32 protein-coding genes are annotated in these 23,998 nt (G+C 68.4%); 31 read left to right on the forward strand and 1 reads right to left on the reverse strand.

Going from position 1 to position 23,998, the window contains the following annotated elements; all coding sequences use genetic code 11:
- Positions 1-96 precede the first annotated feature (96 nt).
- The 6 genes from ACFY2K_RS01965 (at position 97) to ACFY2K_RS01990 (ending at position 6,373) form a co-directional block, all read left to right on the forward strand.
- Entirely contained in the window at positions 97-1,059 is a 963-nt protein-coding gene (locus tag ACFY2K_RS01965; RefSeq protein WP_380521249.1) for a glycosyltransferase family 2 protein, read from the forward strand.
- Positions 1,056-1,511, forward strand: coding sequence for a GtrA family protein (locus ACFY2K_RS01970; protein WP_387709210.1), 456 nt, complete (start codon positions 1,056-1,058; stop codon positions 1,509-1,511). The genes ACFY2K_RS01965 and ACFY2K_RS01970 overlap by 4 nt, the downstream gene beginning before the upstream one ends.
- Positions 1,512-1,697: 186 nt before the next feature.
- Positions 1,698-3,767: a hypothetical protein gene (locus tag ACFY2K_RS01975; protein ID WP_387709212.1), complete on the forward strand. Its 2,070-nt coding sequence runs from the start codon at positions 1,698-1,700 to the stop codon at positions 3,765-3,767.
- Positions 3,768-3,902: 135 nt separating this feature from the next.
- The gene (locus ACFY2K_RS01980; RefSeq protein WP_387709213.1) at positions 3,903-5,225 is read left to right on the forward strand and encodes a hypothetical protein; all 1,323 of its coding nucleotides are present in this window, start codon (positions 3,903-3,905) and stop codon (positions 5,223-5,225) included.
- Positions 5,226-5,309: 84 nt separating this feature from the next.
- Positions 5,310-5,999, forward strand: a complete 690-nt coding sequence (locus ACFY2K_RS01985) for a glycosyltransferase family 2 protein (protein ID WP_380398897.1) — start codon at positions 5,310-5,312, stop codon at positions 5,997-5,999.
- A complete protein-coding gene (locus ACFY2K_RS01990; protein WP_380398895.1) occupies positions 5,996-6,373 on the forward strand; it encodes a DUF2304 domain-containing protein in 378 nt (125 codons plus the stop codon). The genes ACFY2K_RS01985 and ACFY2K_RS01990 overlap by 4 nt, the downstream gene beginning before the upstream one ends.
- 76 nt (positions 6,374-6,449) lie before the next feature.
- Here ACFY2K_RS01990 and ACFY2K_RS01995 read toward each other — a convergent pair whose 3' ends face one another.
- On the reverse strand, positions 6,450-7,991 hold the full coding sequence (locus ACFY2K_RS01995) for a hypothetical protein (protein ID WP_387709215.1): 1,542 nt from the start codon (positions 7,989-7,991) through the stop codon (positions 6,450-6,452).
- Between the two features lie 591 nt (positions 7,992-8,582).
- Between ACFY2K_RS01995 and ACFY2K_RS02000 the strand changes: the two genes are divergently transcribed.
- The 25 genes from ACFY2K_RS02000 (at position 8,583) to ACFY2K_RS02120 (ending at position 23,945) form a co-directional block, all read left to right on the forward strand.
- Entirely contained in the window at positions 8,583-9,476 is an 894-nt protein-coding gene (locus ACFY2K_RS02000; protein WP_375882072.1) for a glycosyltransferase family 2 protein, read from the forward strand.
- A 145-nt stretch (positions 9,477-9,621) separates the two neighbouring features.
- Positions 9,622-11,442, forward strand: a complete 1,821-nt coding sequence (locus tag ACFY2K_RS02005; protein WP_387709217.1) for a hypothetical protein — start codon at positions 9,622-9,624, stop codon at positions 11,440-11,442.
- Between the two features lie 418 nt (positions 11,443-11,860).
- Positions 11,861-12,169 (forward strand): 30S ribosomal protein S10, encoded by a 309-nt coding sequence (gene rpsJ / locus ACFY2K_RS02010; RefSeq protein ID WP_012785157.1) that lies wholly within the window; start codon positions 11,861-11,863, stop codon positions 12,167-12,169.
- 14 nt (positions 12,170-12,183) lie between these two features.
- Entirely contained in the window at positions 12,184-12,831 is a 648-nt protein-coding gene (rplC, locus tag ACFY2K_RS02015) for a 50S ribosomal protein L3 (protein WP_350503569.1), read from the forward strand.
- A gap of 4 nt (positions 12,832-12,835) precedes the next feature.
- Positions 12,836-13,513 carry a 50S ribosomal protein L4 gene (gene rplD, locus ACFY2K_RS02020; protein WP_375882076.1) on the forward strand — a complete coding sequence of 226 codons (678 nt, stop codon included), beginning with the start codon at positions 12,836-12,838 and terminating at the stop codon, positions 13,511-13,513.
- Positions 13,513-13,833 (forward strand): 50S ribosomal protein L23, encoded by a 321-nt coding sequence (rplW, locus tag ACFY2K_RS02025; protein ID WP_063348967.1) that lies wholly within the window; start codon positions 13,513-13,515, stop codon positions 13,831-13,833. The genes rplD and rplW overlap by 1 nt, the downstream gene beginning before the upstream one ends.
- Before the next feature lie 43 nt (positions 13,834-13,876).
- Positions 13,877-14,713, forward strand: a complete 837-nt coding sequence (gene rplB, locus ACFY2K_RS02030; RefSeq protein ID WP_375882079.1) for a 50S ribosomal protein L2 — start codon at positions 13,877-13,879, stop codon at positions 14,711-14,713.
- Between the two features lie 11 nt (positions 14,714-14,724).
- Positions 14,725-15,006, forward strand: coding sequence for a 30S ribosomal protein S19 (gene rpsS / locus ACFY2K_RS02035; RefSeq protein WP_030055821.1), 282 nt, complete (start codon positions 14,725-14,727; stop codon positions 15,004-15,006).
- A 50-nt stretch (positions 15,007-15,056) separates the two neighbouring features.
- Complete coding sequence (rplV, locus tag ACFY2K_RS02040; RefSeq protein WP_030055822.1) at positions 15,057-15,404, forward strand: 50S ribosomal protein L22; 348 nt, start codon at positions 15,057-15,059, stop codon at positions 15,402-15,404.
- Positions 15,404-16,228, forward strand: coding sequence for a 30S ribosomal protein S3 (gene rpsC, locus ACFY2K_RS02045; protein WP_188301636.1), 825 nt, complete (start codon positions 15,404-15,406; stop codon positions 16,226-16,228). Before rplV ends, rpsC begins: the two co-directional genes overlap by 1 nt.
- Positions 16,229-16,233: 5 nt before the next feature.
- The gene (rplP, locus tag ACFY2K_RS02050) at positions 16,234-16,653 is read left to right on the forward strand and encodes a 50S ribosomal protein L16 (protein WP_030055824.1); all 420 of its coding nucleotides are present in this window, start codon (positions 16,234-16,236) and stop codon (positions 16,651-16,653) included.
- The gene (rpmC, locus tag ACFY2K_RS02055) at positions 16,653-16,877 is read left to right on the forward strand and encodes a 50S ribosomal protein L29 (protein ID WP_049649042.1); all 225 of its coding nucleotides are present in this window, start codon (positions 16,653-16,655) and stop codon (positions 16,875-16,877) included. Before rplP ends, rpmC begins: the two co-directional genes overlap by 1 nt.
- Positions 16,877-17,149, forward strand: coding sequence for a 30S ribosomal protein S17 (gene rpsQ / locus ACFY2K_RS02060; RefSeq protein WP_030055826.1), 273 nt, complete (start codon positions 16,877-16,879; stop codon positions 17,147-17,149). Before rpmC ends, rpsQ begins: the two co-directional genes overlap by 1 nt.
- 102 nt (positions 17,150-17,251) lie before the next feature.
- The gene (rplN, locus tag ACFY2K_RS02065; RefSeq protein WP_030393301.1) at positions 17,252-17,623 is read left to right on the forward strand and encodes a 50S ribosomal protein L14; all 372 of its coding nucleotides are present in this window, start codon (positions 17,252-17,254) and stop codon (positions 17,621-17,623) included.
- A gap of 15 nt (positions 17,624-17,638) precedes the next feature.
- A complete protein-coding gene (rplX, locus tag ACFY2K_RS02070; RefSeq protein WP_030232484.1) occupies positions 17,639-17,950 on the forward strand; it encodes a 50S ribosomal protein L24 in 312 nt (103 codons plus the stop codon).
- Positions 17,950-18,519: a 50S ribosomal protein L5 gene (rplE, locus tag ACFY2K_RS02075; protein ID WP_030300393.1), complete on the forward strand. Its 570-nt coding sequence runs from the start codon at positions 17,950-17,952 to the stop codon at positions 18,517-18,519. The genes rplX and rplE overlap by 1 nt, the downstream gene beginning before the upstream one ends.
- A 3-nt stretch (positions 18,520-18,522) precedes the next feature.
- Entirely contained in the window at positions 18,523-18,708 is a 186-nt protein-coding gene (locus tag ACFY2K_RS02080; protein ID WP_030393303.1) for a type Z 30S ribosomal protein S14, read from the forward strand.
- Between the two features lie 268 nt (positions 18,709-18,976).
- Positions 18,977-19,384 carry a 30S ribosomal protein S8 gene (gene rpsH, locus ACFY2K_RS02085; RefSeq protein WP_030280781.1) on the forward strand — a complete coding sequence of 136 codons (408 nt, stop codon included), beginning with the start codon at positions 18,977-18,979 and terminating at the stop codon, positions 19,382-19,384.
- Between the two features lie 22 nt (positions 19,385-19,406).
- Positions 19,407-19,946 carry a 50S ribosomal protein L6 gene (gene rplF, locus ACFY2K_RS02090; protein WP_375882084.1) on the forward strand — a complete coding sequence of 180 codons (540 nt, stop codon included), beginning with the start codon at positions 19,407-19,409 and terminating at the stop codon, positions 19,944-19,946.
- 3 nt (positions 19,947-19,949) lie between these two features.
- Entirely contained in the window at positions 19,950-20,333 is a 384-nt protein-coding gene (gene rplR / locus ACFY2K_RS02095) for a 50S ribosomal protein L18 (RefSeq protein WP_030232494.1), read from the forward strand.
- A gap of 48 nt (positions 20,334-20,381) precedes the next feature.
- Positions 20,382-21,005 carry a 30S ribosomal protein S5 gene (gene rpsE / locus ACFY2K_RS02100; protein WP_030055834.1) on the forward strand — a complete coding sequence of 208 codons (624 nt, stop codon included), beginning with the start codon at positions 20,382-20,384 and terminating at the stop codon, positions 21,003-21,005.
- Entirely contained in the window at positions 21,005-21,187 is a 183-nt protein-coding gene (gene rpmD, locus ACFY2K_RS02105) for a 50S ribosomal protein L30 (protein ID WP_030055835.1), read from the forward strand. The genes rpsE and rpmD overlap by 1 nt, the downstream gene beginning before the upstream one ends.
- Before the next feature lie 2 nt (positions 21,188-21,189).
- Positions 21,190-21,642 (forward strand): 50S ribosomal protein L15, encoded by a 453-nt coding sequence (gene rplO / locus ACFY2K_RS02110; RefSeq protein ID WP_375882087.1) that lies wholly within the window; start codon positions 21,190-21,192, stop codon positions 21,640-21,642.
- A gap of 339 nt (positions 21,643-21,981) precedes the next feature.
- Entirely contained in the window at positions 21,982-23,292 is a 1,311-nt protein-coding gene (gene secY / locus ACFY2K_RS02115; protein ID WP_375882088.1) for a preprotein translocase subunit SecY, read from the forward strand.
- The gene (locus ACFY2K_RS02120) at positions 23,292-23,945 is read left to right on the forward strand and encodes an adenylate kinase (RefSeq protein WP_380397400.1); all 654 of its coding nucleotides are present in this window, start codon (positions 23,292-23,294) and stop codon (positions 23,943-23,945) included. Before secY ends, ACFY2K_RS02120 begins: the two co-directional genes overlap by 1 nt.
- Positions 23,946-23,998: the final 53 nt, after the last annotated feature.

The following is a 23,998-nucleotide window of genomic DNA, read 5'->3' on the forward strand; positions in this document are numbered from 1 at the left end:
CACCTGGGCGCACTTCCTCTCACGGGCAGCTCATGGCCGACTGTTATGGTCGGCTCACCATCCAGTCCCGCCGTCGCGGAAAGTGGGATCCATCGCATGTCTACGGCACCGCTGTTGTCCGTCGTGATGCCGATCTACAACGAGCAGGAGGCGCTCCCGCTCACCGTCGAGCGACTGCGCCCGATCCTGGACGGGCTGGGGGTCGACTACGAGGTCGTCGGCGTGGACGACGGCAGCCGGGACGCCACCCCCGTGCTGATGCAGAAGATCCGGCAGGACTGGTCGGAGTTCCGCATTGTCCGCTTCGCCCGCAACTCCGGGCACCAGGCCGCGCTCACCGCGGGCATCCACCGGGCCATCGGCGACTACGTGGTCAGCATCGACGCCGACCTCCAGGACCCGCCGGAGAAGATCCCGGAGATGCTCGACCTGGCCCGCGAACAGGGCCTCGACGTGGTCTACGGCGTGCGCGGGGACCGCGGCACCGACACCGCCTTCAAGCGCCGCAGCGCGGGCGCGTACTACTGGCTGATGCGCCGGCTGGTCGGCAAGCGGATGCCCAACCAGGCCGGCGACTTCCGGCTGCTCAGCCGGGCCGCCGTGGACGCCCTCAAGCAGCTGCCCGAGCACCAGCCGGTCTACCGGCTGCTGGTGCCGTGGCTCGGCTTCCCCAGCGGCGAGGTCGTCTACGTCCGCGAGGAGCGGGTCGCCGGCGGCACCCACTACCCGCTGTCCAAGATGGTGCGGCTCGCGCTGGACAGCATCACCAACTTCTCCGCCGCCCCGCTGCGGCTGGCCACCTACCTCGGCCTGGTCAGCTTCGTGGTCTGCATCGCGCTGGGGATCCACGCCACCGTCTCGTACGCGCTCGGCTCGACGGTGCCGGGCTGGTCCTCGCTGTTCATCGGGATGCTCTTCCTCGGCGGGGTGCAGCTGATCTGCGTCGGGCTGCTGGGGGAGTACGTGGGCCGGATCTACTCGGCGGTGCAGAACCGCCCGACCTACTTCGTCGGCTACGACTCGGCCGAGGACGACGACGAGCGGGGCCGGGGCCGGTGACGCTCACCGAGGAGCCGGTCGGGCCCGCCTCCGGGGCCCGCCGCCAGCTGCCGTCCTTCCTGGTCATCGGCGTCCTCAGCACCGTCTTCTACCTGGGGCTGTTCGTCGTCGCGCGGCGGTTCACCGACCCGCAGGCGGCCAACCTGATCGCCCTGGCGGTCAGCGCGGTGGCGAACACGGCCGCCAACCGGCGCTTCACCTTCGGGGTGGTCGGTTCGCAGGGGATGGTCCGCCACCAGCTGCAGGGCGCCGTCGCCTTCCTGATCGGGCTCGGCCTCAGCTCCGGGGTGCTCGCCCTGCTCGACCGGGTGGTGCCGGACGCCTCCCGGCCGGTGGAGGTCGGCGGGCTGGTCGTCGCCAACGGGCTGGCCACGGTCGCCCGGTTCGTCCTGTTGAAGGTCTGGGTCTTCCGGGGCGGATCCGCCGGGCCTTCCGCACCGTCCGGCTCCTGATCCGCCGACGGCCGCCCGGGACGGTCCGCAGGTGGTCCGCGGGCGGTCCGGGCGCCCCCTGAACCGACCGGCGTTCCGGTGCCCTCGGTATGCTGGGCCCTCGTAGCCTGCCGCAGACGGTAGATGAAGTCCGGACCCGGTAGGGGGAGACGGGCGGCAGGGACTTGACCGGAGGGGCACGGCACCGTGTCGACCGTACACAGCTCGCCCGACAGCGGGCTCCAGAGTCTGACCGCGCCGCCGGGGCCGCCGGACCCATCCACCGACGTACGGCCGCGGCGTAACCCGCTGGTGCTGGCCGGCGCGCTCGCCCTGTCCTGGCTGGTGCCAGCCGGTCTGGTCGCGCTGCACCTGGGCGTGGTGCTGCTGCCGTTGCTCCTGCTCGCGGTGGCGGCGGTGATCCGGGTCGGCGGGGTGCTGCTCGACCGGCTCTTCGTCGCCGGACTCGTGCTGGCCGGCTCGGTGCTGACCTTCGGCCTGCTCTTCTCGCTGTGGCCCTGGGGCCTGTCGCCGGTCGCCACCAGCGGCCTGATGTTCACCGTGCTGACGACGGCCGCCTGGGTCGCCAGGCGCGCCCCCCGCCTGCCGCTGCGTTTCCGCTGGTCCGACCTGCTGGTGGTGGGCACCTTCGGCGGGTTCTGGCACTACCTGTACCACCCGATCGCCGGGACGTCGGCGGCGGAGCGGGTCGCCTACCTCGCGACCGCCGAGGACCGGCTCGCCCACTTCTCCTTCTTCTCCGGCATCCAGGGCGTGGGCGGCTACAACTTCTTCCACCAGGAAGCGGCCAGGGCGTACCTGATCCCGCCGTCCGAGGTGACCTACCCGCAGGGCTCGCACTTCCTGCTGGCCTGGACCGACACGCTGGTCCACTCCGCCGCCGGCCCCGGCGACATGCTCCAGACCATGAACCGGTACCTCCTCTACCTGCTGGTCGCGTACGCGCTGTTCTGCACCGCGCTGGTCTGGGCGGCCCGGTGGGTCGGCGGGCCCCGGCTGCGTGGCTGGCGGGCGGCGGCGGTGTGCGCCACGGTCGGCTCGATCATGTTCGCGAGCAACTACTTCGACCTGCTGGTCCACGGCTTCGACTCGACCTTCATCGGTCTGCTGCTGATCGCGCTCTCGCTGGCGGTGCTGATCCGGCCGGCGACGGGCCGCACCGAGTTCGTCCTGGCCGCCTCGGCCGGGCTGATCTCCGTCACCTACACCTACAACATCTACGGCGCGTTCGTGGGCGTGGCGCTGCTGGGTGCGCTGGTGGTGCACCGGCGCAGGTTCGCCGGCCGGTGGTGGTGGACCCTCGGCGCGCTGGCGTGCGCGCTGGGCGTGGCCGCGCTGCCGAGCGTCCTGTCCGTCCTGGGCAACCTGAACGTGGCCGACGCCTCGAACATGAGCGGGCCGAGCGTCGCCGCGGACCGCTCGATCCTGATCGGCGGCGGGCTGCTCGGCCTGCTGGTGGCGGCCATGCCGCGCAACCGCCGGACCGCCACCGGCCAGGCGCACCTCGCGGTGCTGCTCGGCACCGGCGGCCTGCTCACTGTCTTCGCCGCGTACCAGCTGCACAGCATCGGGCGGTACTCGTACTACTTCCACAAGATGACGGCCGTGGGCGTCGTGGTCGCGCTGATCTCGATCGGCGCCGTCGGGACCGTCCTGCGCACGTCGTCCCGGGGGAGCGGGCGCACCCTGGCCCGGCGCCTGAACGAGCTGGTGCTCTCCGGGCTGGCCGTCGCCGCCGCGCTCAGCCTCTTCGCCAACGTGCAGTGGGGCTTCCTGGCCACCAAGGACAACCCGTCCGCCTGGTCCGGCAACCCGCTGGTGGCCTGGGGGCGCGGTGAGTACGAGAGCGACATTGGCCCCAAGGGGATCGACGGCCTGGCCCCGCTGCGCGACACCGGCGGCCCGGTGATCGCCCTCGTCTCCAACGACGACTACAAGAACCTCAAGGCGACCTGGCTGGCCTCCCTGCTCAACCGGCGGGGCGGCGACATGAAGGCGCTGTACGACATCCACTGGGTGGACATCGGCGGGCCGGAGGTGAAGGAGGCGGACTACCAGCGGTCCTTCGGTCGGCTCAAGGGCGCGATCGAGCAGCTCCCCGCGCCGCACCCGCCGGTGACCATCCTGACCGCCGACCAGTCCGTGGGCGACCGGATCAAGCGGGACCTGGCCAAGCAGGGCCTGACCGTCAAGGTCCTGAGCGATCCGGGACTGCTCTGGACCCAGCCGTGGGGCCGCACCTTCCCCGGGGTCTGAGGCGTCCTCGGAGACGGGGTCCGTGCGCAGAAAGCGTTCACGGCCACCCGCTACTATTCACAGCAATCGCACGGCCCGGCCGGCCTCGTGCGGAGACGTGTGGCAAGGCCGGCCGGTGAGTTCGGTGGTCATGTGATGAAGAACCCGATCGCCAGGCTGCTCGGGGTACTTCCCCCGGGCGCCCGGCTCGTGGTCGGTGGCACGGTGGTGCTCGGGGCTTCCGCGTACGTCTACATGGCGCTCGTGGGCTACAGCCTGAGCGCCGTGGGCAAGGCCAACGTGTCGATGCTCTGGGTCATCGTGATGTCCGTGGGGTGGGGCCTCTTCCAGCCCGTCGAGCTCGAACTGACCCGTCTGGTGGCCGCCCGGAAGGTCGCCGGACACGGAGCGCTGCCCGCGGTACGGCGGATGCTGCTGCTCGCCCTGGCGATCCTGGTCGCGGCCTGTGCGGTGCTGGCGGTCGCCGCCCGCCCGATCGCCGACCTGCTGTTCAGCGGGGACAAGGCCCTGGTGGTCGCCCTGGCCGGCGGCCTGGCCGGCCTCGCGGTGAGTTCGGTCGCCCGCGGTGCCCTGGCCGGCCTCGGTCTGTTCGGCCCGTACGGCAGCCAGCTGGCCGTCGACGGCGGGTTGCGCATCGGCCTGGCCGCAGTGGCCGCGGCGGCCGGCCTGCACTCGGCGCTGGTCTTCGGTCTGATCCTCTTCGTCTCCCCGCTGGCTGCCTCGCTGATCGGTCTGCGCGGCATCCTCGCCGACCGCACTCCGGGCCCGGAGGTGTCCTGGAAGCAGCTGACCGGCGGCCTCGGCCTGCTGATCGCCTCGGTGATGCTCAGTCAGCTGGTCGTCAACGCGACGGTGATCTGTGTCCGTCTGCTCTCGCCGAAGCACTCCGAGGCGTCCGACGCGCTGGTCTTCGCGGTCTCCCAGGCCGTGGTGATGGCCCGTGCCCCGTTGTTCGCCTACAGCGCCCTGCAGGCCTCGATGGTCTCCGCGCTCTCCGGCGCCGCCACGGCCGGTGACCACGCCGAGTTCCGCAAGGTGCTGACCCGCACCACCGCGATCGTCGCCGCGATGTGCATCGGCGGCGGACTGCCGGTGATCGTGCTCGGGTCCATGCTCAACCCGCTGCTCTTCAACGCCAAGGACGTGCTCGGCCCGCTGGACTTCACCTGGCTGGTCCTCGGGACGCTCTGCTACGTCCTCGCGACGGTCTTCGGGCAGGCGTTGATGTCGAGCTCCCAGCACCGCCGCCAGCTGGTCGGTTGGACCGCCGGTTCCGTAGCATTGGTGGCTGTCGCGCTCGCTCCGGGCGCCGTCGGCCTCCGCGCGGAGCTCGCGTACCTGGCCGGCTCACTGGTCAGCGCCGTCCTGATGCTGTGGTCGCTGTACCACGCGTTCCCCTCCCGCCCCGTCGCCGCCCCGGCCGACCGGTCCGCAGCAGAGCCGCTGCGGACCTCCTGAGGGTGCGGGGCCCGATGCGATCCACCACCGATAGACAGACCCGAGGCACGGGCCGCCGTGCCGTTCGCCAAGCATGGAGCACCTGTGTCCGAGTATGACAACGTCTGGCTGGTGATCCCGGCCTACAACGAAGGCCAGGTGATCGCCGAGGTCGTGGAGGGGGCGCGCAAGACCTTCCCGAACATCGTGGTGATCGACGACGGCTGCACCGACGACACCGCCCAGCACGTCATGACGACCGGCGCGCACCTGGTGCGGCACCCGGTCAACCTGGGGCAGGGCGCCGCGCTCCAGACCGGCCTGAAGTACGCCCTGGAGCAGGAGGGCGCCGAGTACTTCGCGACCTTCGACGCGGACGGCCAGCACCAGACCGCCGACGTCGAGAAGATGGTGGCGCTGCTGCGCGAGGGCGAGGCCGACATCGTGCTCGGCTCCCGCTTCATCGAGCAGACCGGCCAGGTGCCGTGGATCAAGCGGGTGGTGCTCCGCACCGCCGCCGCGGTCAGCCCGACCGCCCGCAAGCTCAAGCTGACCGACGCGCACAACGGCCTGCGGGTGATGAACCGCGAGGCGGCCAGCCGGATCAAGATCACCATGAACGGCATGGCGCACGCCTCGGAGATCGTCTCCTTCCTCGCCGGCTCGGACCTGCGGGTCGCCGAGCTGCCGGTGGACATCCTCTACACCGACTACTCGCGCGCCAAGGGCCAGTCCCTGATCAACGGCGTGAACATCCTCTTCGACATCTCGCTGCGGGAGCGTAACGGCCGATGAACCACCTCTGGATCCAGCTCATCCTCGTCCTGGCCGCCGTGGCCATGGCGCTCGTGTTCGTCTGGCGCTGGGACAAGGCCAACACCCGGGCGTGGAAGCGCATCGCCTTCACGCTGTTCGTGATCGTCAACGTCGTCGCGATCCTGTGGCCGACCGGCGTGACCAAGCTGGCCACCGCCCTGGGCGTCGGCCGCGGTACCGACCTGGTGCTCTACCTGATGGTCATCGCCATGGGCTTCCTGACCCTCAACACCTACCTGCGCTTCCGTTCGCTGGAGAAGAAGCTCACCGACCTGGCCCGCACCGTGGCCATCACCGAGGGCGTGCGGCACAACAACGACCGGCTCAACGCCCCGGTCGGCTCCGACCACTGAGGCGCACCTCGCGAACGGCCGAGGGCCGGCACCCCGACGGGGTGCCGGCCCTCGGCCGTTGCCGCAGGGCGCGGGATCAGCCCTGGGGCCGGCCGGCCGGAGGCTTCGGGGCCCGCGGGTACGGGTTGTCCTTCTGGCAGCTCAGCACCTGGTACTCGGGCTTCTGCTGGTTCTCCTGGTCCTTCTTGACCTTCTCGGCCTGGTCGTAGACGGCCGGGACACCGGCGTCGATGCAGTCCTTGGCGGCGACGTACGGCGAGCAGTTGCCGTCCAGGCCGCGCAGGTGCTGGGCGGTGTTGGCGAAGTTGCCGGTGCTGTCGATGCGCGAGCTGGGCTCGGGCATGTAGCGGCTGCCGGTGGACGAGCCGGCCATGCCGAACAGCAGGCCGAGCGCGCAGAGCGCGGCGAGGGCGTACCGGCGCGGCGCACGGGCGGTCGGGGTCGACCGGCTCTCGGAGCCGGTCCGCTGGCGGCGCTCCAGGAAGCGCTCGGTGCCGAGGAACAGCGCCAGGCCGGTGAGCACGATGAAGCAGTACAGCAGCTGCTGGTTGGTGCGCGGGTAGAGCATCACCGCCTGGTTCTCGAACATGTGGGCGGCGTACCAGTAGCGCATCAGGAAGGCGCTGGCCGCGGCCGCGGCGGTCGCCAGCACCACGGAGTTGCGCGGGCCGACCACGACGGCGGCGGCGCCGCCGATCAGCAGCACGATGGCGAACAGACCGACGCCGCCGATCTCGCCGGGCTGCGGCCAGGCTCCCAGCCCGAGGCCGCCGGGCACGTCGCTGCCCCACATCATGAAGTAGCTGGGCTCGGTGTAGACGTCGAAGTAGCAATACCGGTCGACGGCGCCGCCCGCCGAGGAGAGGAACTTGGTGAGGTAGAAGCCGGCGACCGCGACGAAGGTGAGGACGGTCGCGCCGATCAGCATCAGGGCCGTGACGAAGGCGCCGGTGCCGTGGGTGCGCCACTGGCGGACGAGCAGGACGACGCCCATCAGCATCAGACCGGCCGCCGACCAGACGAACCAGCCCGAGTACAGCAGGAACAGCAGGCCGAGCACGGCCCCGACGACGGCCCCCAGACCCACGGCCCGGCCGCGGCTGAGCAGTTGGGAGCGCTGGATCAGCTGGAGCAGCTTCGCCAGCACCGGCAGCAGCCCGACCAGGACGATCGTGGTGTAGGGCTTGTACGGGTCGGCCAGCGGCAGCGAGGCGGTGACCCCGATGCCCAGGGCCCACAGCGGGGGGAGGATCAGCCGCCAGGCGACGTAGGCCGTCGGCCCCAGCAGCGCGATGAACACCAGGCTGACCATCTTCAGCGCGTGGCCCGGGTCGCCGTCCGTGAAGTGCTCGGTGTACCAGCCGAGCAGGTGCGGGAAGAGCGGCGGGTAGGTGTCGTCGATCGGCTGGCCGTGGATCAGGTTGAAGGCCCAGCCCTGGAGGACTCCGGCGTCACCGCCCTGGCCGCCGAGCGGCCACGGGGTGCCGCGCAGTGCGAGCGCGACGGCGCCGGCCAGCACACCGCTGGAGAGTCCGGCGAATATCGCGGCACCGAATTGCACCGGAAGTATCGACCAGCGGCGCATGATGACCATCAGTGCCCCGACGGTTACTCCCATCGAGATCAGCAGAATGAGCTGGAGAGCGGCCAGACCGCTGACCTGACCGACACGAACCATCGGATCGATGTGGATGAATCGGGTCGCCCAGGTCATGAACATGGCGGCTGTGATCCCGATGACACCCTCGACCGCCACCCACCACGCTGAACTCTCGCGCCGGTACATCCGTTGGGGCAGAGGGGGGATCAATGGCTGTTCGGGCGACCGCTGAGGCCTGTCGGCACGGTGCGGAACGCTGATGGTCATCCTGGGAGGCCCTTCAGAACCCGGCTGTACGGGAGTTGGCATGTCGCACCGAAGATATCCTAGGGATCCTCGCCCGGCCCGCTCCGGTAGACGGGATTTAAATCGGCGAAAATCCGGACATTGCCAACTCCAATTCATTGCGGGGCCGTTCGGCGGATGTAATTCCGTTGCCCGGACTTTCCGATCGGCGACGTACGCGAACCCCGCGGGCGGTTCCGCGAGTTGGTTTCCCGCCCGGACCGGCCGACGCACCGGGGCGGCGGAACTGGTTGACTTGGCCCGTCCGGCGGCCGCGGCCGGGGCACCGAAGCATGATCCAGGACCAGGAGGTGCGGCGCCGTCATGAGCGTCGATTTCGTCATCCCGTACTACGGCGACCCGGAGTACCTGTTCGCCACCATCGACAGCATCCGGGCGCAGCACCAGCAGGACTGGCGGCTGACCGTGGTGGACGACCAGTACCCGGGCAACCGGGCGCTGGAGTACATCGAGGGCCTGGACGACGAGCGGATCCGCTACGTCCGCAACGAGGAGCGGCTGGGGCCCAACGGCAACACCTACAAGGCGTCGACCCTGGCCGAGCGCGAGTTCGTCTCGATGATGGGCGCCGACGACCTGCTGGAGCCGAACTACCTGGACGTCGTCCTGGAGCGGATGAAGGCCGACCCGAAGGCGATCGCGGTCCAGCCGGGCGTCAAGGTGATGGACAGCGACGGGAACCTGGTGCCGTCGCTCGGCATCGGTGACAAGGTCAAGCGCCGGATCGCCGCCCCGGCCCGCAAGGCCGGCCTGATCAGCGGCGAGGACGCGGTGAAGAGCCTGCTGTCCGGGAACTGGCTGTACACCCCGTCGCTGCTGTACCGGCAGTCCGCGCTGTCGAAGATCCCGTACCGCCCGGACATCGACGCCGTGCACGACCTGGCGTTCATGGTCGACATGCTGATGGAGGGCGGCAACCTGCTGGTCGACGAGCGCGAGGTGTTCCGCTACCGCCGCCACCAGGCCAGCGACTCCTCGAACCGGGTCAAGGACGGCAAGCGCTTCGACGAGGAGCTCCAGTACTACACCCTGATCGCCAAGGAGCTGCGGGCCAAGGGCTGGAACGCCGCGGCCCGCTCGGCCGACCTCCACCTCTCCTCCCGGCTGCACGCCCTGATGGTCGCCGCCGGGCGCCTCGGCGCGGGTGACTTCGCCCACGCCGGCGCCATGGTCGGCCGCGCCGTCCGCAGCAGCTGACCAGGCCCGGAGCCGGTCGTCGAGGGCCCGGGCCCGGAGCCCCGGCTCCGGGGCGGGCGCTTATCATGTCGGCGACCCCGACCGCCGACCCACCACGCCACTCCATGCCGCACACCGGACGTGGCCACGTACGGAAGTGACTGACATGACTGATCTGGCCACCAGCCCGGTCGGCGACTCCGAAGCGGAGCCGCAACGGCCCGAGCGAGCGGCCGAGCCCCTCCTCGGGCGGATGGACGGCCTGCTGGCGCGGCCCTGGGCAGTCCGCTCGGCCGAGGCCCTGGTCTCGATCGTGGCGGCGTTCGCCTTCGCGCTGCTCTGCACCCGCATCAACGTCAACCCGCTCAACCGGGTCGGCCAGGTCAGCGGTCTGGCGATGCTGCAGAAGTACGCCGCGATCGTCGGCCTGCCGATCCTGGCGGTGCTGCTCTACACCGCGTACCGGGGCAGCCTGGCCCGCTACCAGTTGGTGCAGCGGCTGGTCTGCGCGGCCGTGGCCGGCCTGGCCACCGGCGCGGTCGCCGGCGGCATCGTGGTGGCGCTGAACGGCACCCAGTGGGGCCTCGGCGGCCAGGAGGGCGACCCGGGCAACCTGATCGGCATGGCCAACGGCATGCTGACCGGCCACGGCCTGCCCGGCGTCTACCCGCCCGGGTTCCCGGCGGTGCTGGCGCTCTGGTCGAAGCTGTTCTACGGCGGCGTCGGTGGCGGCGGCTACGCACTGAAGGACGTCCAGCTGATCTGCACCGCGCTGGTCGGCCCGATGGCGTACTTGTCCTGGCGGCTGCTGTTGCGCCCGTTCTGGGCGCTGCTGATCGCCGTCCCGTCCGCGATCCTGTTCCTGGACCCGATCCGGCCGTACAGCCACGTCACCATGCTGGTGATGGTCCCGATGCTGGCCGCGGCCCTGCGCGAACTGCGCCGGGCGCACCGGCTGAGCACCCGCTCCACGGTGCTGCGCGGGGTCGGGTTCGGCGTCTCGTTCGGCCTGATGTTCCTCTGGTACTCGGGCTGGTTCGTCTGGGCCGCGCCGGGCGTGTTCGTGCTCGCGCTGTTCCTCGTGCCGTGGCGCAAGGGCGCCGCCCGGATCAAGCCGGTGCTGCTGTTCCTGGCCGCGACCCTGATCAGCGCCGGCGTGGTCGGCGCTCCGCTGCTGTACCAGCTGGTGCGGCTGGGCGCCGAGGCCAAGGACCGGTACGCGTACCTCTCGGTCTACCTCGACCCGGCGTACGTCATGGGCTGGGCCTCGGACCGTGCGGGCGACCTGAACTACCACGACTTCCCGTGGCGCGGTGAGCTCGCCGGGCAGAGCGCCTACACCCTGATGCTGCTGGCCGGCGTCGCGCTGGCGCTCGGCCTCGGGCTGCGCAGCATCGTGGTGCGCACCACGGCGGCGACCCTGGTCAGCGCCTGGCTGCTGCGCTTCTACTTCGCCTCGCAGCTGGCCCACGCCAAGGCCGTCCAGCTGTTCCCGCGCACCACCTGGATCATCCTGTACGCGCTGATGATCCTGGCTGTGCTCGGCCTGATGTTCGCCGTCCAGCGCGGTACGGCCTGGCTGCGGACGGTGCAGCGGGTCGGCACCGACGGCGGGCCCGCGCCGCTGACCCTGCGCCCGGCGGTCACCGGCCGGCTGGTCGCGGGGGCGGTCTGCGCGGTGGCGCTGTTCGGCACCATGGCGGCCTCCTGGTCGGTGGACCGCTACATGCCGACCACCGACTCGCGGTACCTCCCGAGCACCGGGTCCCAGCAGGTCGACATGGGCATCGACGCCTGGCGCGCGCACATCCTGGTCAACCGCAACGGCAAGTGCCCCAAGTTCGACCCGGCCGGGCAGAACGACTGCGCCAAGGTCAACATGAACCTCAGGGAGTACAACAACGAGCCCGACAAGGGCCGGCTGTGGTGCGCCAACGTGAGCGGCGAGGACTGGGCGACGGTCTGCGGCACCAAGCGTCCGTGGTGACGCGACCCGGCGGCGTCCGCCGCCGGGGATGACGGTCACCTGATCGGGGCCGGTGAGGTACGCCTCACCGGCCCCGATTGGCATCCGGGCTGCTCCATGTGGCAGTATGTCCAAGTTGCTCGGTTGAGTGCCGATGCTGCGCGCCTCCCGCCGGGAGGACTGGAAGCGAGTCCCATGTACTCGTCGTTCCCGTGATGGCCGTCAAGCGTGAGTTCTACGCCACGGCAGCTGCGGGGCGAAAGTACGGGAATCTTCCGGGAAGCGTGTGCGGGGCCTCGGCCCGGCCACCCCCACCCCGAAAGTTTGAAACCGACGAAGTACTTCGCCGGTTTTTTGCAAGCGCGAGTGCGACACGCCCGAGCGCGGGGGTCGGAGGAGGGTCGTGCAGTGACTAAGGACAAAGGACTACTGAGTAGCCATGGCGGGACAGAAGATCCGCATCCGGCTCAAGGCCTACGACCACGAGGTCATCGATTCCTCGGCGAAGAAGATCGTCGAGACGGTGATCCGTACTGGTGCGCAGGTCGCAGGCCCGGTGCCGCTGCCCACTGAGAAGAACGTGTACTGCGTCATCCGCTCGCCGCACAAGTACAAGGACTCGCGCGAGCACTTCGAGATGCGCACTCACAAGCGTCTGATCGACATCCTCGACCCCACGCCGAAGACGGTTGACTCGCTCATGCGTCTCGACCTGCCGGCTGGCGTCGACATCGAGATCAAGCTCTGAGAGGCGCACCGAAGATGGCTAAGCAGATTAAGGGCATCCTGGGCGAGAAGCTCGGCATGACCCAGGTCTGGGACGAGAACAACCGGGTCGTTCCGGTGACCGTCGTCAAGGCTGGGCCCAATGTCGTGACCCAGGTCCACACCGCCGACAGCCCGGCCGGCTACGACGCCGTCCAGATCGGCTTCGGCGAGATCGACCCCCGCAAGGTGAACAAGCCCCTCGCGGGCCACTTCGCCAAGGCCGGTGTCACCCCCCGTCGCCACCTGGTCGAGCTCCGTACCTCGGACGCCTCCGAGTACACCCTGGGCCAGGAGATCACCGCCGAGCTGTTCGAGGCGGGTGTCAAGGTCGACGTGACCGGCACCTCCAAGGGCAAGGGCTTCGCCGGTGTCATGAAGCGCCACAACTTCCGGGGCCTCGGCGCCGGTCACGGTGTGCAGCGCAAGCACCGCTCGCCCGGCTCGATCGGTGGCTGCGCCACCCCGGGTCGCGTGTTCAAGGGCGTGAGGATGGCCGGCCGGATGGGCCACGAGCGTGTGACCACCCAGAACCTGACCATCCATGCCGTTGACGCGGAGAAGGGGCTGCTCCTGATCAAGGGCGCAATCCCGGGCCCGAACGGCGGCCTCATCCTCGTCCGCACCGCGGCGAAGGGGCTGTGAGGATATGAGCACCATTGACATCCTGTCGCCCTCGGGTGACAAGACCGGCAGCCTCGAGCTGCCGGCCGAGATCTTCGACGCGAAGGTCAGCGTTCCGCTGATGCACCAGGTCGTCGTGGCGCAGCTCGCTGCGGCCCGTCAGGGCACCCACAAGACCAAGACTCGCGCCGAGGTCCGCGGTGGCGGCAAGAAGCCGTACCGCCAGAAGGGCACCGGCCGCGCCCGTCAGGGCTCGACCCGTGCGCCGCAGTTCGCCGGCGGTGGCGTCGTGCACGGTCCCGTGCCGCGTGACTACTCGCAGCGGACCCCGAAGAAGATGATCGCCGCCGCCCTGCGCGGTGCGCTCACCGACCGGGCCCGCCACAACCGCATTCACGTCATCACCGACGTGACCGCGACCGAGGCGCCGTCGACCAAGGCCGCCAAGGGCCTGTTCGGCAAGATCACCGAGCGCAAGAACGTCCTCCTGGTCGTCGAGCGTTCGGACGAGCTGGGCCTCAAGTCCGCTCGCAACCTGCCGAACGTCCACATCCTGGACGCCGGTCAGCTGAACACCTACGACGTGCTCGTCTCCGACGATGTGGTCTTCACCCAGGCCGCCTTCGAGCGTTTCGTGGCCGGTCCGGCCGCGTCCGCCAAGGCCGTGGCTGCTGAGGGCGAGCTCGAAGGGAGCGCCGCCTGATGGCTGCAGAGATCACGAGCAAGACGTTCACGGACCCCCGTGACGTCCTGGTGAAGCCGGTCATCTCGGAGAAGAGCTACTCGCTCCTCGACGAGAACAAGTACACGTTCGTCGTGTCGCCCGGTGCCAACAAGACCCAGATCAAGCAGGCCGTCGAGGCGGTCTTCTCGGTCAAGGTCGAGTCCGTCAACACGCTCAACCGTCAGGGCAAGCGCAAGCGCTCCAAGACGGGCTTTGGCAAGCGCAAGGACACCAAGCGCGCCATCGTGACGCTGGCTGAGGGCAACCGCATCGACATCTTCGGTGGTCCGGTCTCCTAACGGGGATCGTGATCGTCGATAAGGACGAGGACGAGAGAGCCAAATGGGCATCCGCAAGTACAAGCCGACTACGCCGGGCCGTCGTGGCTCCAGCGTGGCCGACTTCGTAGAGATCACGCGGTCCACCCCGGAGAAGTCGCTGGTTCGCCCCCTGCACAGCAAGGGCGGCCGTAACAACGCCGGTCGGATCACCGTTCGCCACCAGGGTGGCGGCCACAAGCGCGCCTACCGCGTGATCGACTTCCGTCGTCACGACAAGGACGGCGTGCCGGCGAAGGTCGCGCACATCGAGTACGACCCGAACCGCACCGCGCGCATCGCGCTCCTGCACTACCTGGACGGCGAGAAGCGCTACATCATCGCGCCGCGTGGCATCGCGCAGGGTGACCGGATTGAGAACGGCCCTGGCGCCGACATCAAGCCGGGCAACAACCTGCCGCTGCGCAACATCCCGGTCGGTACCACCATCCACGCGGTGGAGCTGCGTCCCGGCGGCGGTGCCAAGCTGGCCCGCTCCGCGGGCTCCGGCATCCAGCTGCTGGCGCGTGAGGGCAAGATGGCGCACCTGCGCATGCCCTCCGGTGAGATCCGCCTGGTCGACGCGCGCTGCCGCGCCACCGTCGGCGAGGTCGGCAACGCCGAGCAGTCGAACATCAACTGGGGCAAGGCCGGCCGTATGCGCTGGAAGGGCGTCCGCCCGACCGTGCGTGGTGTCGCCATGAACCCGATCGACCACCCGCACGGTGGTGGTGAGGGTAAGACCTCTGGTGGCCGCCACCCGGTCTCGCCGTGGGGCCAGAAGGAGGGTCGCACCCGTCGCCCGAAGAAGGCGTCGGACGCTCTCATCGTGCGCCGCCGCAAGACCAACAAGAAGCGCTAGGAGCAGGTCAGATGCCGCGCAGTCTCAAGAAGGGCCCCTTCATCGACGGCCACCTTCTCAAGAAGGTGGACGCTCAGAACGAGGCGGGTACCCAGAACGTCATCAAGACCTGGTCCCGTCGCTCCGTGATCTTCCCGGCCATGCTCGGCCACACGATCGCGGTGCACGATGGCCGTAAGCACGTCCCGGTGTTCGTCACCGAGTCGATGGTCGGCCACAAGCTCGGCGAGTTCGCGCCGACGCGTACCTTCCGCGGTCACGTCAAGGACGACCGCAAGTCGAAGCGTCGCTAGTCGCCAGCGAGATTACCGACTCAATGACTTACACCAGCAAGGGGACAACCATGGAAGCCAGGGCCCAGGCGCGGTACATCCGCGTCACGCCCATGAAGGCCCGCCGCGTGGTGGACCTCATCCGTGGCCTGCCGGCCACGGAGGCCCAGGCCGTCCTGCGTTTCGCTCCGCAGGCCGCCACCGTGCCGGTCGGCAAGGTGCTCGACAGCGCCATCGCCAACGCCGCGCACAACTACAACCACTCCAACGTGGACGACCTCGTCATCAGCGAGGCGTACGTTGACGAGGGTCCGACCCTGAAGCGGTTCCGTCCGCGTGCGCAGGGTCGTGCCTACCGGATCCGCAAGCGGACCAGCCACATCACCGTGGTCGTCAGCAGCAAGGAAGGGACCCGGTAATGGGCCAGAAGGTTAACCCGCACGGGTTCCGCCTCGGCATCAGCACGGACTTCAAGTCCCGCTGGTACGCCGACAAGCTGTACAAGGACTACGTCAAGGAAGACGTTGCCATTCGTCGCATGATGACGAAGGGCATGGAGCGCGCCGGCATCTCCAAGGTCGAGATCGAGCGCACCCGCGACCGCGTCCGCGTTGACATCCACACCGCCCGTCCCGGCATCGTCATCGGGCGTCGTGGCACCGAGGCCGACCGCATCCGCGGCGACCTCGAGAAGCTGACCGGCAAGCAGGTCCAGCTGAACATCCTCGAGGTCAAGAACCCCGAGCTGGACGCCCAGCTCGTGGCTCAGGGCGTCGCGGAGCAGCTGTCCTCCCGCGTCTCCTTCCGTCGTGCCATGCGCAAGTCGATGCAGGGCACCATGAAGTCCGGCGCCAAGGGCATCAAGGTCCAGTGCTCCGGTCGTCTCGGCGGCGCCGAGATGAGCCGTTCGGAGTTCTACCGCGAGGGCCGTGTGCCGCTGCACACCCTGCGCGCGAACGTCGACTACGGCTTCTTCGAGGCCAAGACCACCTTCGGCCGCATCGGTGTGAAGGTCTGGATCTACAAGGGCGACGTCAAGAACATCGCCGAGGTCCGCGCTGAGAACGCCGCTGCCCGCTCGGGCAACCGCCCGGCCCGTCCCGAGGGTGGTCGTCCCGCCCGCGGTGGCGAGCGCCGTGGTGGCGAGCGCGGTGGCCGTGGCCGTCGCCCCGCCGCTGCCGAGGCCCCCGCGGCCGCGGCCGCCGAGGCTCCGGCTGCCGAGAACACCGGAACGGAGGCCTGACCCCAATGCTGATCCCCCGTAGGGTCAAGCACCGCAAGCAGCACCACCCGAAGCGCCGCGGCGCTGCCAAGGGTGGCACCGAGCTCGCGTTCGGCGAGTACGGCATCCAGGCCGTCACCCCGGCCTATGTGACGAACCGGCAGATCGAGTCCGCTCGTATCGCCGTCACCCGTCACATCAAGCGTGGCGGCAAGGTCTGGATCAACATCTACCCGGACCGCCCGCTCACCAAGAAGCCGGCCGAGACCCGCATGGGTTCCGGTAAGGGTTCGCCCGAGTGGTGGATCGCGAACGTGCACCCGGGTCGGGTCATGTTCGAGCTGTCGTACCCCAACGAGAAGGTGGCTCGTGAGGCGCTGACCCGCGCAGCTCACAAGCTCCCGATGAAGTGCCGGATCATCCGGCGCGAGGCAGGTGAGAGCTGATGTCGGCCGGCACCAAGGCTGCTGACCTCCGCGAGCTGGACAACGAGGGTCTCGTTGCCAAGCTCCGTGAGGCCAAGGAGGAGCTGTTCAACCTCCGCTTCCAGGCGGCGACCGGGCAGCTCGACAACCACGGACGGCTCAAGCTCGTCCGTAAGGACATCGCGCGGATCTACACCCTGATGCGCGAGCGCGAGCTGGGCATCGAGACGGTGGAGAGCGCCTGATGACTGAGAACACCAACGAGACGCGCGGTTTCCGCAAGACCCGTGAGGGTCTCGTCGTCAGCGACAAGATGGACAAGACCGTCGTCGTCGCCGTCGAGGACCGCGTCAAGCACGCTCTGTACGGCAAGGTCATCCGCCGTACGAACAAGCTGAAGGCGCACGACGAGGCGAACGCCTGCGGCATCGGCGACCGGGTGCTCCTCGCGGAGACCCGCCCGCTGTCCGCGACGAAGCGCTGGCGCGTCGTCGAGATCCTCGAGAAGGCCAAGTAACGAAGTTGATGCGGTACGGCCGTATGTGCACCAGGTCCCTCGCGGGCGCTGGTGTGAGCAGCGGCCGGTCCGTCAGCTCTCGTTGACGATCAGGAGAAAGCTGTGATCCAGCAGGAGTCGCGACTGCGTGTCGCCGACAACACGGGCGCGAAGGAAATCCTTTGCATCCGCGTTCTCGGTGGTTCCGGTCGCCGCTACGCCGGTATCGGGGACGTCATCGTCGCGACCGTCAAGGACGCGATCCCCGGCGGTTCGGTCAAGAAGGGTGACGTCGTCAAGTGCGTCGTCGTCCGTACCGTGAAGTCGCGTCGTCGTCCGGATGGCTCGTACATCCGCTTCGACGAGAACGCCGCGGTCGTTCTGAAGAACACCGATGGTGACCCCCGTGGCACCCGCATCTTCGGCCCGGTGGGCCGCGAGCTGCGTGACAAGAAGTTCATGAAGATCATCTCGCTTGCGCCGGAGGTGCTCTAACTCATGGCGAACAGCATGAAGATCAAGAAGGGTGACCTGGTCCAGGTCATCACCGGCAAGGACAAGGGCAAGCAGGGCAAGGTCATCCAGGCCATGCCGGCTGAGAACAAGGTCCTGGTCGAGGGTGTCAACCGGGTCAAGAAGCACACCAAGCCGGGTCCGGGCACTCAGGGTGGCATCGTCACCGTCGAGGCCCCGGTGCACGTCTCCAACGTCCAGCTGGTCGTGGAGAAGGACGGCAAGAAGGTCGTCACCCGCGTTGGCTACCGCTTCGACGACGAGGGCAACAAGATCCGCGTTGCCAAGCGAACCGGTGAGGACATCTGATGTCTGAGACGTCTGTTGAGAAGGTGACCCCCCGCCTCAAGGAGCGTTACAACTCCGAGATCAAGGGTCAGCTGCAGGAGCAGTTCTCGTACGAGAACGTCATGCTGACGCCCGGCCTGGTCAAGGTCGTCGTCAACATGGGTGTCGGCGAGGCCGCCCGTGACAGCAAGCTGATCGAGGGCGCGATCCGCGACCTGACCGCGATCACCGGTCAGAAGCCGGCCGTGACCAAGGCTCGTAAGTCCATCGCGCAGTTCAAGCTGCGCGAGGGCCAGCCGATCGGCACCCACGTCACCCTCCGTGGTGACCGCATGTGGGAGTTCCTGGACCGTCTGGTTTCGCTGGCCCTGCCGCGAATCCGTGACTTCCGTGGCCTCTCCCCGAAGCAGTTCGACGGCCGTGGCAACTACACCTTCGGTCTGACCGAGCAGGTCATGTTCCACGAGATCGACCAGGACAAGGTCGACCGTCAGCGCGGTATGGACATCACCGTCGTGACCACCGCCCAGACCGACGACGAGGGCCGGGCGCTCCTGCGCGCTCTGGGCTTCCCGTTCAAGGAGGCGTAACACATGGCGAAGAAGTCCCTCATCGCGAAGGCCGAGCGGAAGCCGAAGTTCGGCGTCCGGGCCTACACCCGGTGCCAGCGCTGCGGCCGTCCGCACTCGGTGTACCGCAAGTTCGGCCTGTGCCGTGTCTGCCTTCGTGAGATGGCGCACCGCGGCGAGCTGCCGGGCGTGACCAAGAGCTCCTGGTAACCAGGACCTCGCGGTAACGCCATAGCGAAGCAGGTGTGCCCGACCCCACAGAGCCCCTTTTTGGGGCTGCGTACGGAATCCCGTAGGGTAGTGAGGTCGGGCCCCCTGTCGCGGTAGCTCCATAGCTGCCGTCGACCCTCTTCGGAGGGCTCGCACCCAGTCTTACGACGCCGCAGGTCCCCTGCGTCTGTGCCCCTGCCGCACTCCCCGGAGTGCGGCAGGGGGACCTGGCGCGGAGAAACCACGGCGAGAGAGGCCTGAGGCCATCATGACCATGACCGACCCCATCGCAGACATGCTCACGCGTCTGCGTAACGCTAACTCGGCGTACCACGACTCTGTGGCGATGCCGGCCAGCAAGATCAAGGCGCACGTCGCCCAGATCCTGCAGCAGGAGGGGTACATCTCCTCCTACAAGGTTGAGGAGCCCGCTGAGGGCGAGGTCGGCAAGAAGCTGACCATCGAGCTCAAGTTCGGTCCCAACCGTGAGCGCTCGATCGCTGGCATCAAGCGGATCAGCAAGCCGGGCCTGCGGGTCTACGCAAAGTCCACCAACCTGCCGAAGGTGCTCGGCGGCCTGGGCGTGGCGATCATCTCCACGTCCTCGGGTCTCCTCACCGACAAGCAGGCTGCCAAGAAGGGCGTAGGCGGAGAAGTTCTCGCCTACGTCTGGTAATTCGGGAAACGGAGGTACAGCAATGTCGCGCATTGGACGGCTGCCCATCCCGGTTCCCGCCGGCGTGGACGTCACCATCGATGGCCAGGCGGTCTCGGTGAAGGGCCCCAAGGGCTCCCTCACCCACGTTGTCGCCGCGCCGATCGAGATCGGTAAGGGCGAGGACGGCAACCTGGTCGTCACCCGCCCCAACGACGAGCGTCAGTCGAAGGCCCTGCACGGCCTTTCCCGCACGCTGGTGGCGAACATGATCACCGGCGTGACCGCGGGCTACCGCAAGTCGCTGGAGATCAGCGGTGTCGGCTACCGAGTTCTGGCGAAGGGCTCCGACATGGAGTTCCAGCTGGGCTACAGCCACCCGATTCTGGTCGAGGCCCCCGAGGGCATTTCCTTCGTCGTCGAGTCGGCCACCAAGTTCCACGTGGACGGCATCGACAAGCAGAAGGTCGGCGAGGTCGCCGCGAAGATCCGCAAGCTGCGCAAGCCCGACCCGTACAAGGCCAAGGGCGTCAAGTACGCGGGCGAGGTCATCCGCCGCAAGGTCGGAAAGAGTGGTAAGTAAGCGATGAGCGTCTCTGTCAAGATCGGCAAGGGCAACGCCTACAAGAGCGCCGCTCGCAAGCGCCGCGCGATCCGCGTTCGCAAGCGCGTCGTCGGCACCGAGGTGCGTCCGCGCCTCGTCGTGACGCGCTCGAACCGTCACATGGTCGCCCAGGTCATCGACGACGCCAAGGGTCACACCCTGGCGTCGGCGTCCACCCTCGACGTGTCCATCAAGGGCGCCGAGGGCGACAAGACCGAGCTGGCCAAGAAGGTCGGGAGCCTGGTCGCCGAGCGCGCCAAGGCTGCCGGCATCGAGGCGGTCGTCTTCGACCGCGCGGGCAACCGGTACGCCGGCCGCATCGCCGCCCTGGCGGACGCGGCTCGCGAGGCCGGGCTCGACTTCTAAGCCGCTCGTCGACTCAGTCGACGGACGTAATCGAGAGAGGTAATTCCAATGGCTGGACCCCAGCGCCGCGGTAGCGGCGCCGGCGGTGGCACCGGCGGTGGCGAGCGGCGCGACCGTAAGCGTGACGACCGGGGCAACGCCCCCGCCGTCGAGAAGACCGCTTACGTCGAGCGCGTTGTCGCGATCAACCGTGTCGCCAAGGTTGTCAAGGGTGGTCGTCGTTTCAGCTTCACCGCGCTGGTCGTGGTGGGCGACGGTGACGGCACCGTGGGTGTCGGTTACGGGAAGGCGAAGGAGGTTCCGGCCGCCATCGCCAAGGGTGTTGAGGAGGCCAAGAAGAACTTCTTCAAGGTCCCCCGTATCCAGGGCACCATCCCGCACCCGATCCAGGGTGAGAAGGCCGCCGGCGTCGTGCTGCTGAAGCCCGCCGCCCCCGGTACCGGTGTTATCGCCGGTGGTCCGGTGCGCGCCGTCCTGGAGTGCGCCGGCATTCACGACATCCTGTCGAAGTCGCTCGGCTCGGACAACGCGATCAACATCGTGCACGCCACCGTGGCTGCTCTGAAGGGCCTCGTGCGCCCCGAGGAGATCGCCGCCCGTCGTGGCCTGCCGCTGGAGGACGTGGCCCCCGCCGCTCTGCTGCGGGCGCGTGCTGCAGGGGTGAGCGCCTGATGGCTCGCCTGAAGATCACGCAGACCAAGTCGTACATCGGCAGCAAGCAGAATCACCGTGACACCCTGCGTTCGCTTGGTCTCAAGCGCATGCACGACGTCGTGGTGAAGGAGGACCGTCCCGAGATCCGCGGGATGGCCCACACGGTCCGTCACCTGGTGACGGTTGAGGAGGTGGACTGATCATGGGCGACAACCCGATCAAGATCCACAACCTGCGTCCCGCCCCGGGTGCCAAGACCGACAAGATCCGCGTGGGTCGTGGTGAGGGCTCCAAGGGTAAGACCGCCGGTCGTGGTACCAAGGGCACCAAGGCCCGCTACCAGGTTCCGCAGCGCTTCGAGGGTGGCCAGATGCCCCTCCACATGCGCCTGCCGAAGCTGAAGGGCTTCAAGAACCCGTTCAAGATCACGTTCCAGGTCGTCAACCTCGACAAGCTGGCCGAGCTCTACCCGCAGGGTGGCGCCGTCACGGTCGAGGACCTGGTCGCCAAGGGCGCGGTTCGCAAGAACTCCCTCGTCAAGGTGCTCGGCACCGGCGAGGTCTCGGTTGCGCTGCAGGTGACGGTCGACGCCGTCTCCGGCTCGGCCGCCGAGAAGATCAAGGCCGCCGGCGGTACGGTCACCGAGCTCGTCTGAGCCCGCTGAACCCGCCGACAACCGGCTTCGAGCCCCGCACCTCCTTCGGGAGGTGCGGGGCTCGTGCTTTTACCCCGGCTTTCACTCCGGGGCCGAAATCAGCCGGTACCGGGCCTCGTTCTTTTGTGTGGCAAAACCGGGCATCCCGTACCCCCGTGAGTGGGGGAGGGACGGTACGCGCTTCTTTCGAGTGGCCGCGCACTGTTAGAGTCCGTGGAGTTCCCTTGTAGGCTGCGCGTAGGCTCGCCTGTGCCGTCTGTACGGGGGCCCGTACCGCAAAAACTCCCCATTCAGGACCGACCCTCCCGCCGACGACGTGCGGGAGGCGCAGGAGGCACCGTGCTCAGTGCGTTCGCGCGGGCGTTCCAGACGCCCGACCTGCGCAAGAAGCTGCTGTTCACGCTGGGCATCATGGTGCTGTTCCGGCTGGGCTCGCACATTCCGATTCCGGGCGTGAGCTTCACGGCCGTGAACGAGTGCATCAAGGACACCAAGAACAACGGCCTCTTCGGACTCGTCAACCTGTTCAGCGGTGGCGCGCTCCTCCAGCTGACGATCTTCGCGCTCGGCATCATGCCGTACATCACCGCGAGCATCATCCTCCAGCTCCTCACCGTCGTGATCCCGCGACTCGAGGCGTTGAAGAAGGAGGGCCAGGCCGGCACCGCGAAGATCACCCAGTACACCCGCTACCTGACCATCGCGCTCGCCGTGCTCCAGGGCACCGGCATCGTGGCGACGGCCTCCAGCGGTGCGCTGTTCTCCGGCTGCCCGGTGGGCAACCAGATCGTGCCGGACACCTCGGTGTTCCGGATCGCCGTCATGGTGCTCACGATGACGGCCGGCACCACGGTCATCATGTGGCTGGGCGAGCTGATCACCGACCGCGGCATCGGCAACGGCATGTCGCTGCTGATCTTCACCTCGATCGCCGCGCAGTTCCCGACCTCGATGTGGGCCATCAAGCAGTCCGGCACCATCGGCGGCGGCTGGGTCGAGTTCCTCTCCGTGGTCGCGGTCGGCGTCATCGTTGTGATGCTGGTCATCTTCGTCGAGCAGGCGCAGCGCCGGATCCCGGTCCAGTACGCGAAGCGGATGATCGGCCGCCGGGCCTTCGGCGGCACCTCGACCTACATCCCGCTCAAGGTGAACCAGGCCGGTGTCATCCCGGTCATCTTCGCCTCGTCGCTGCTGTACATCCCGGCGCTGGTGGTCCAGCTGACCAACAGCCAGTCGGGCTGGGCGGTGTGGGTCAAGCAGAACTTCGTCAAGGGTGACCACCCGATCTACATGGCCACCTACTTCCTGCTGATCGTCTTCTTCGCCTTCTTCTACGTCGCCATCTCCTTCAACCCCGAAGAAGTTGCCGACAATATGAAGAAGTATGGTGGCTTCATCCCGGGCATCCGGGCCGGCCGTCCGACGGCCGAGTACCTGAACTACGTGCTGACCCGAATCACGTGGCCGGGTTCGCTCTACCTGGGCCTGATCGCGTTGATCCCGATGATCGCCCTGGTCGCCTTCGGACAGCAGACCAACTTCCCGTTCGGCGGCACCAGCGTGCTCATCGTCGTCGGCGTCGGACTCGAAACTGTGAAGCAGATCGAGAGCCAGCTCCAGCAGCGCAATTACGAAGGGTTCCTCCGCTGATGCGTATCGTCCTCGTTGGTCCTCCCGGGGCCGGGAAGGGTACTCAGGCGCACCTGCTCGCCAAGACCCTGTCCATCCCCCACATCTCCACCGGCGACCTGTTCCGCGCCAACATCGGTCAGGGCACCCCGCTGGGGCTCGAGGCCAAGGGCTACATGGACGCGGGTCGCCTGGTACCGGATGAGGTCACCATCGGGATGGCCAAGGACCGCATGCTGCAGGCCGACGCGGCCAACGGCTTCCTGCTCGACGGCTTCCCCCGCAACCTGGGCCAGGCCAAGGCGCTCGACGAGTTCCTCGCCGAGCAGGGCATCGTGCTGGACGGCGTGCTGGACCTGGAGGTCCCCGAGGACGAGGTGGTGCGCCGGATCGCCGGCCGCCGCCTGTGCCGCAAGAACGGCAGCCACGTGTTCCACGTCGCGTACAACCCGCCGAAGGAGGAGGGTGTCTGCGACGAGTGCGGTGGCGAGCTGTACCAGCGCTCGGACGACACCGAGGAAGCGGTGCGCACGCGCCTGGAGGTCTACCACACGGAGACCGAGCCGATCATCGACTACTACGTCCAGCAGGGCCTGGTGGCGACGATCTCGGCCCTCGGCAAGGTGGACGAGGTCACCCAGCGCGCGATCGAGGCGCTGAAGAAGAACGGCTGAGTTCGCTCGGCGAGGTACGCGTGACGGCCGGGTCGCCCGTGGAGCGGGCGGCC

Source organism: Kitasatospora sp. NPDC001309, from assembly GCF_042896295.1.
In the GTDB taxonomy this organism is placed as follows: domain Bacteria; phylum Actinomycetota; class Actinomycetes; order Streptomycetales; family Streptomycetaceae; genus Kitasatospora.

Bases quoted from the DNA above. Each gene is read 5' to 3' on its own strand.
- rpmC (WP_049649042.1), top strand. From the start codon at position 16,653: ATGTCGGCCGGCACCAAGGCTGCTGACCTCCGCGAGCTGGACAACGAG.
- ACFY2K_RS02080 (WP_030393303.1), top strand. From the start codon at position 18,523: ATGGCGAAGAAGTCCCTCATCGCGAAGGCCGAGCGGAAGCCGAAGTTC.
- rplR (WP_030232494.1), top strand. From the start codon at position 19,950: ATGAGCGTCTCTGTCAAGATCGGCAAGGGCAACGCCTACAAGAGCGCC.
- rpsQ (WP_030055826.1), top strand. From the start codon at position 16,877: ATGACTGAGAACACCAACGAGACGCGCGGTTTCCGCAAGACCCGTGAG.
- ACFY2K_RS01990 (WP_380398895.1), top strand. From the start codon at position 5,996: ATGAACCACCTCTGGATCCAGCTCATCCTCGTCCTGGCCGCCGTGGCC.
- rplP (WP_030055824.1), top strand. From the start codon at position 16,234: ATGCTGATCCCCCGTAGGGTCAAGCACCGCAAGCAGCACCACCCGAAG.
- rpsE (WP_030055834.1), top strand. From the start codon at position 20,382: ATGGCTGGACCCCAGCGCCGCGGTAGCGGCGCCGGCGGTGGCACCGGC.
- rplO (WP_375882087.1), top strand. From the start codon at position 21,190: ATGGGCGACAACCCGATCAAGATCCACAACCTGCGTCCCGCCCCGGGT.
- rplD (WP_375882076.1), top strand. From the start codon at position 12,836: ATGAGCACCATTGACATCCTGTCGCCCTCGGGTGACAAGACCGGCAGC.
- ACFY2K_RS02120 (WP_380397400.1), top strand. From the start codon at position 23,292: ATGCGTATCGTCCTCGTTGGTCCTCCCGGGGCCGGGAAGGGTACTCAG.
- rpsJ (WP_012785157.1), top strand. From the start codon at position 11,861: ATGGCGGGACAGAAGATCCGCATCCGGCTCAAGGCCTACGACCACGAG.
- rplB (WP_375882079.1), top strand. From the start codon at position 13,877: ATGGGCATCCGCAAGTACAAGCCGACTACGCCGGGCCGTCGTGGCTCC.
- rpsS (WP_030055821.1), top strand. From the start codon at position 14,725: ATGCCGCGCAGTCTCAAGAAGGGCCCCTTCATCGACGGCCACCTTCTC.
- ACFY2K_RS01965 (WP_380521249.1), top strand. From the start codon at position 97: ATGTCTACGGCACCGCTGTTGTCCGTCGTGATGCCGATCTACAACGAG.
- rplE (WP_030300393.1), top strand. From the start codon at position 17,950: ATGTCTGAGACGTCTGTTGAGAAGGTGACCCCCCGCCTCAAGGAGCGT.
- ACFY2K_RS02000 (WP_375882072.1), top strand. From the start codon at position 8,583: ATGAGCGTCGATTTCGTCATCCCGTACTACGGCGACCCGGAGTACCTG.
- rplC (WP_350503569.1), top strand. From the start codon at position 12,184: ATGGCTAAGCAGATTAAGGGCATCCTGGGCGAGAAGCTCGGCATGACC.
- ACFY2K_RS01995 (WP_387709215.1), bottom strand. From the start codon at position 7,991: ATGGGAGTAACCGTCGGGGCACTGATGGTCATCATGCGCCGCTGGTCG.
- rplW (WP_063348967.1), top strand. From the start codon at position 13,513: ATGGCTGCAGAGATCACGAGCAAGACGTTCACGGACCCCCGTGACGTC.
- rpmD (WP_030055835.1), top strand. From the start codon at position 21,005: ATGGCTCGCCTGAAGATCACGCAGACCAAGTCGTACATCGGCAGCAAG.
- rplV (WP_030055822.1), top strand. From the start codon at position 15,057: ATGGAAGCCAGGGCCCAGGCGCGGTACATCCGCGTCACGCCCATGAAG.
- rpsH (WP_030280781.1), top strand. From the start codon at position 18,977: ATGACCATGACCGACCCCATCGCAGACATGCTCACGCGTCTGCGTAAC.
- rplF (WP_375882084.1), top strand. From the start codon at position 19,407: ATGTCGCGCATTGGACGGCTGCCCATCCCGGTTCCCGCCGGCGTGGAC.
- ACFY2K_RS02005 (WP_387709217.1), top strand. From the start codon at position 9,622: ATGACTGATCTGGCCACCAGCCCGGTCGGCGACTCCGAAGCGGAGCCG.
- ACFY2K_RS01980 (WP_387709213.1), top strand. From the start codon at position 3,903: ATGAAGAACCCGATCGCCAGGCTGCTCGGGGTACTTCCCCCGGGCGCC.
- rplX (WP_030232484.1), top strand. From the start codon at position 17,639: ATGAAGATCAAGAAGGGTGACCTGGTCCAGGTCATCACCGGCAAGGAC.
- rpsC (WP_188301636.1), top strand. From the start codon at position 15,404: ATGGGCCAGAAGGTTAACCCGCACGGGTTCCGCCTCGGCATCAGCACG.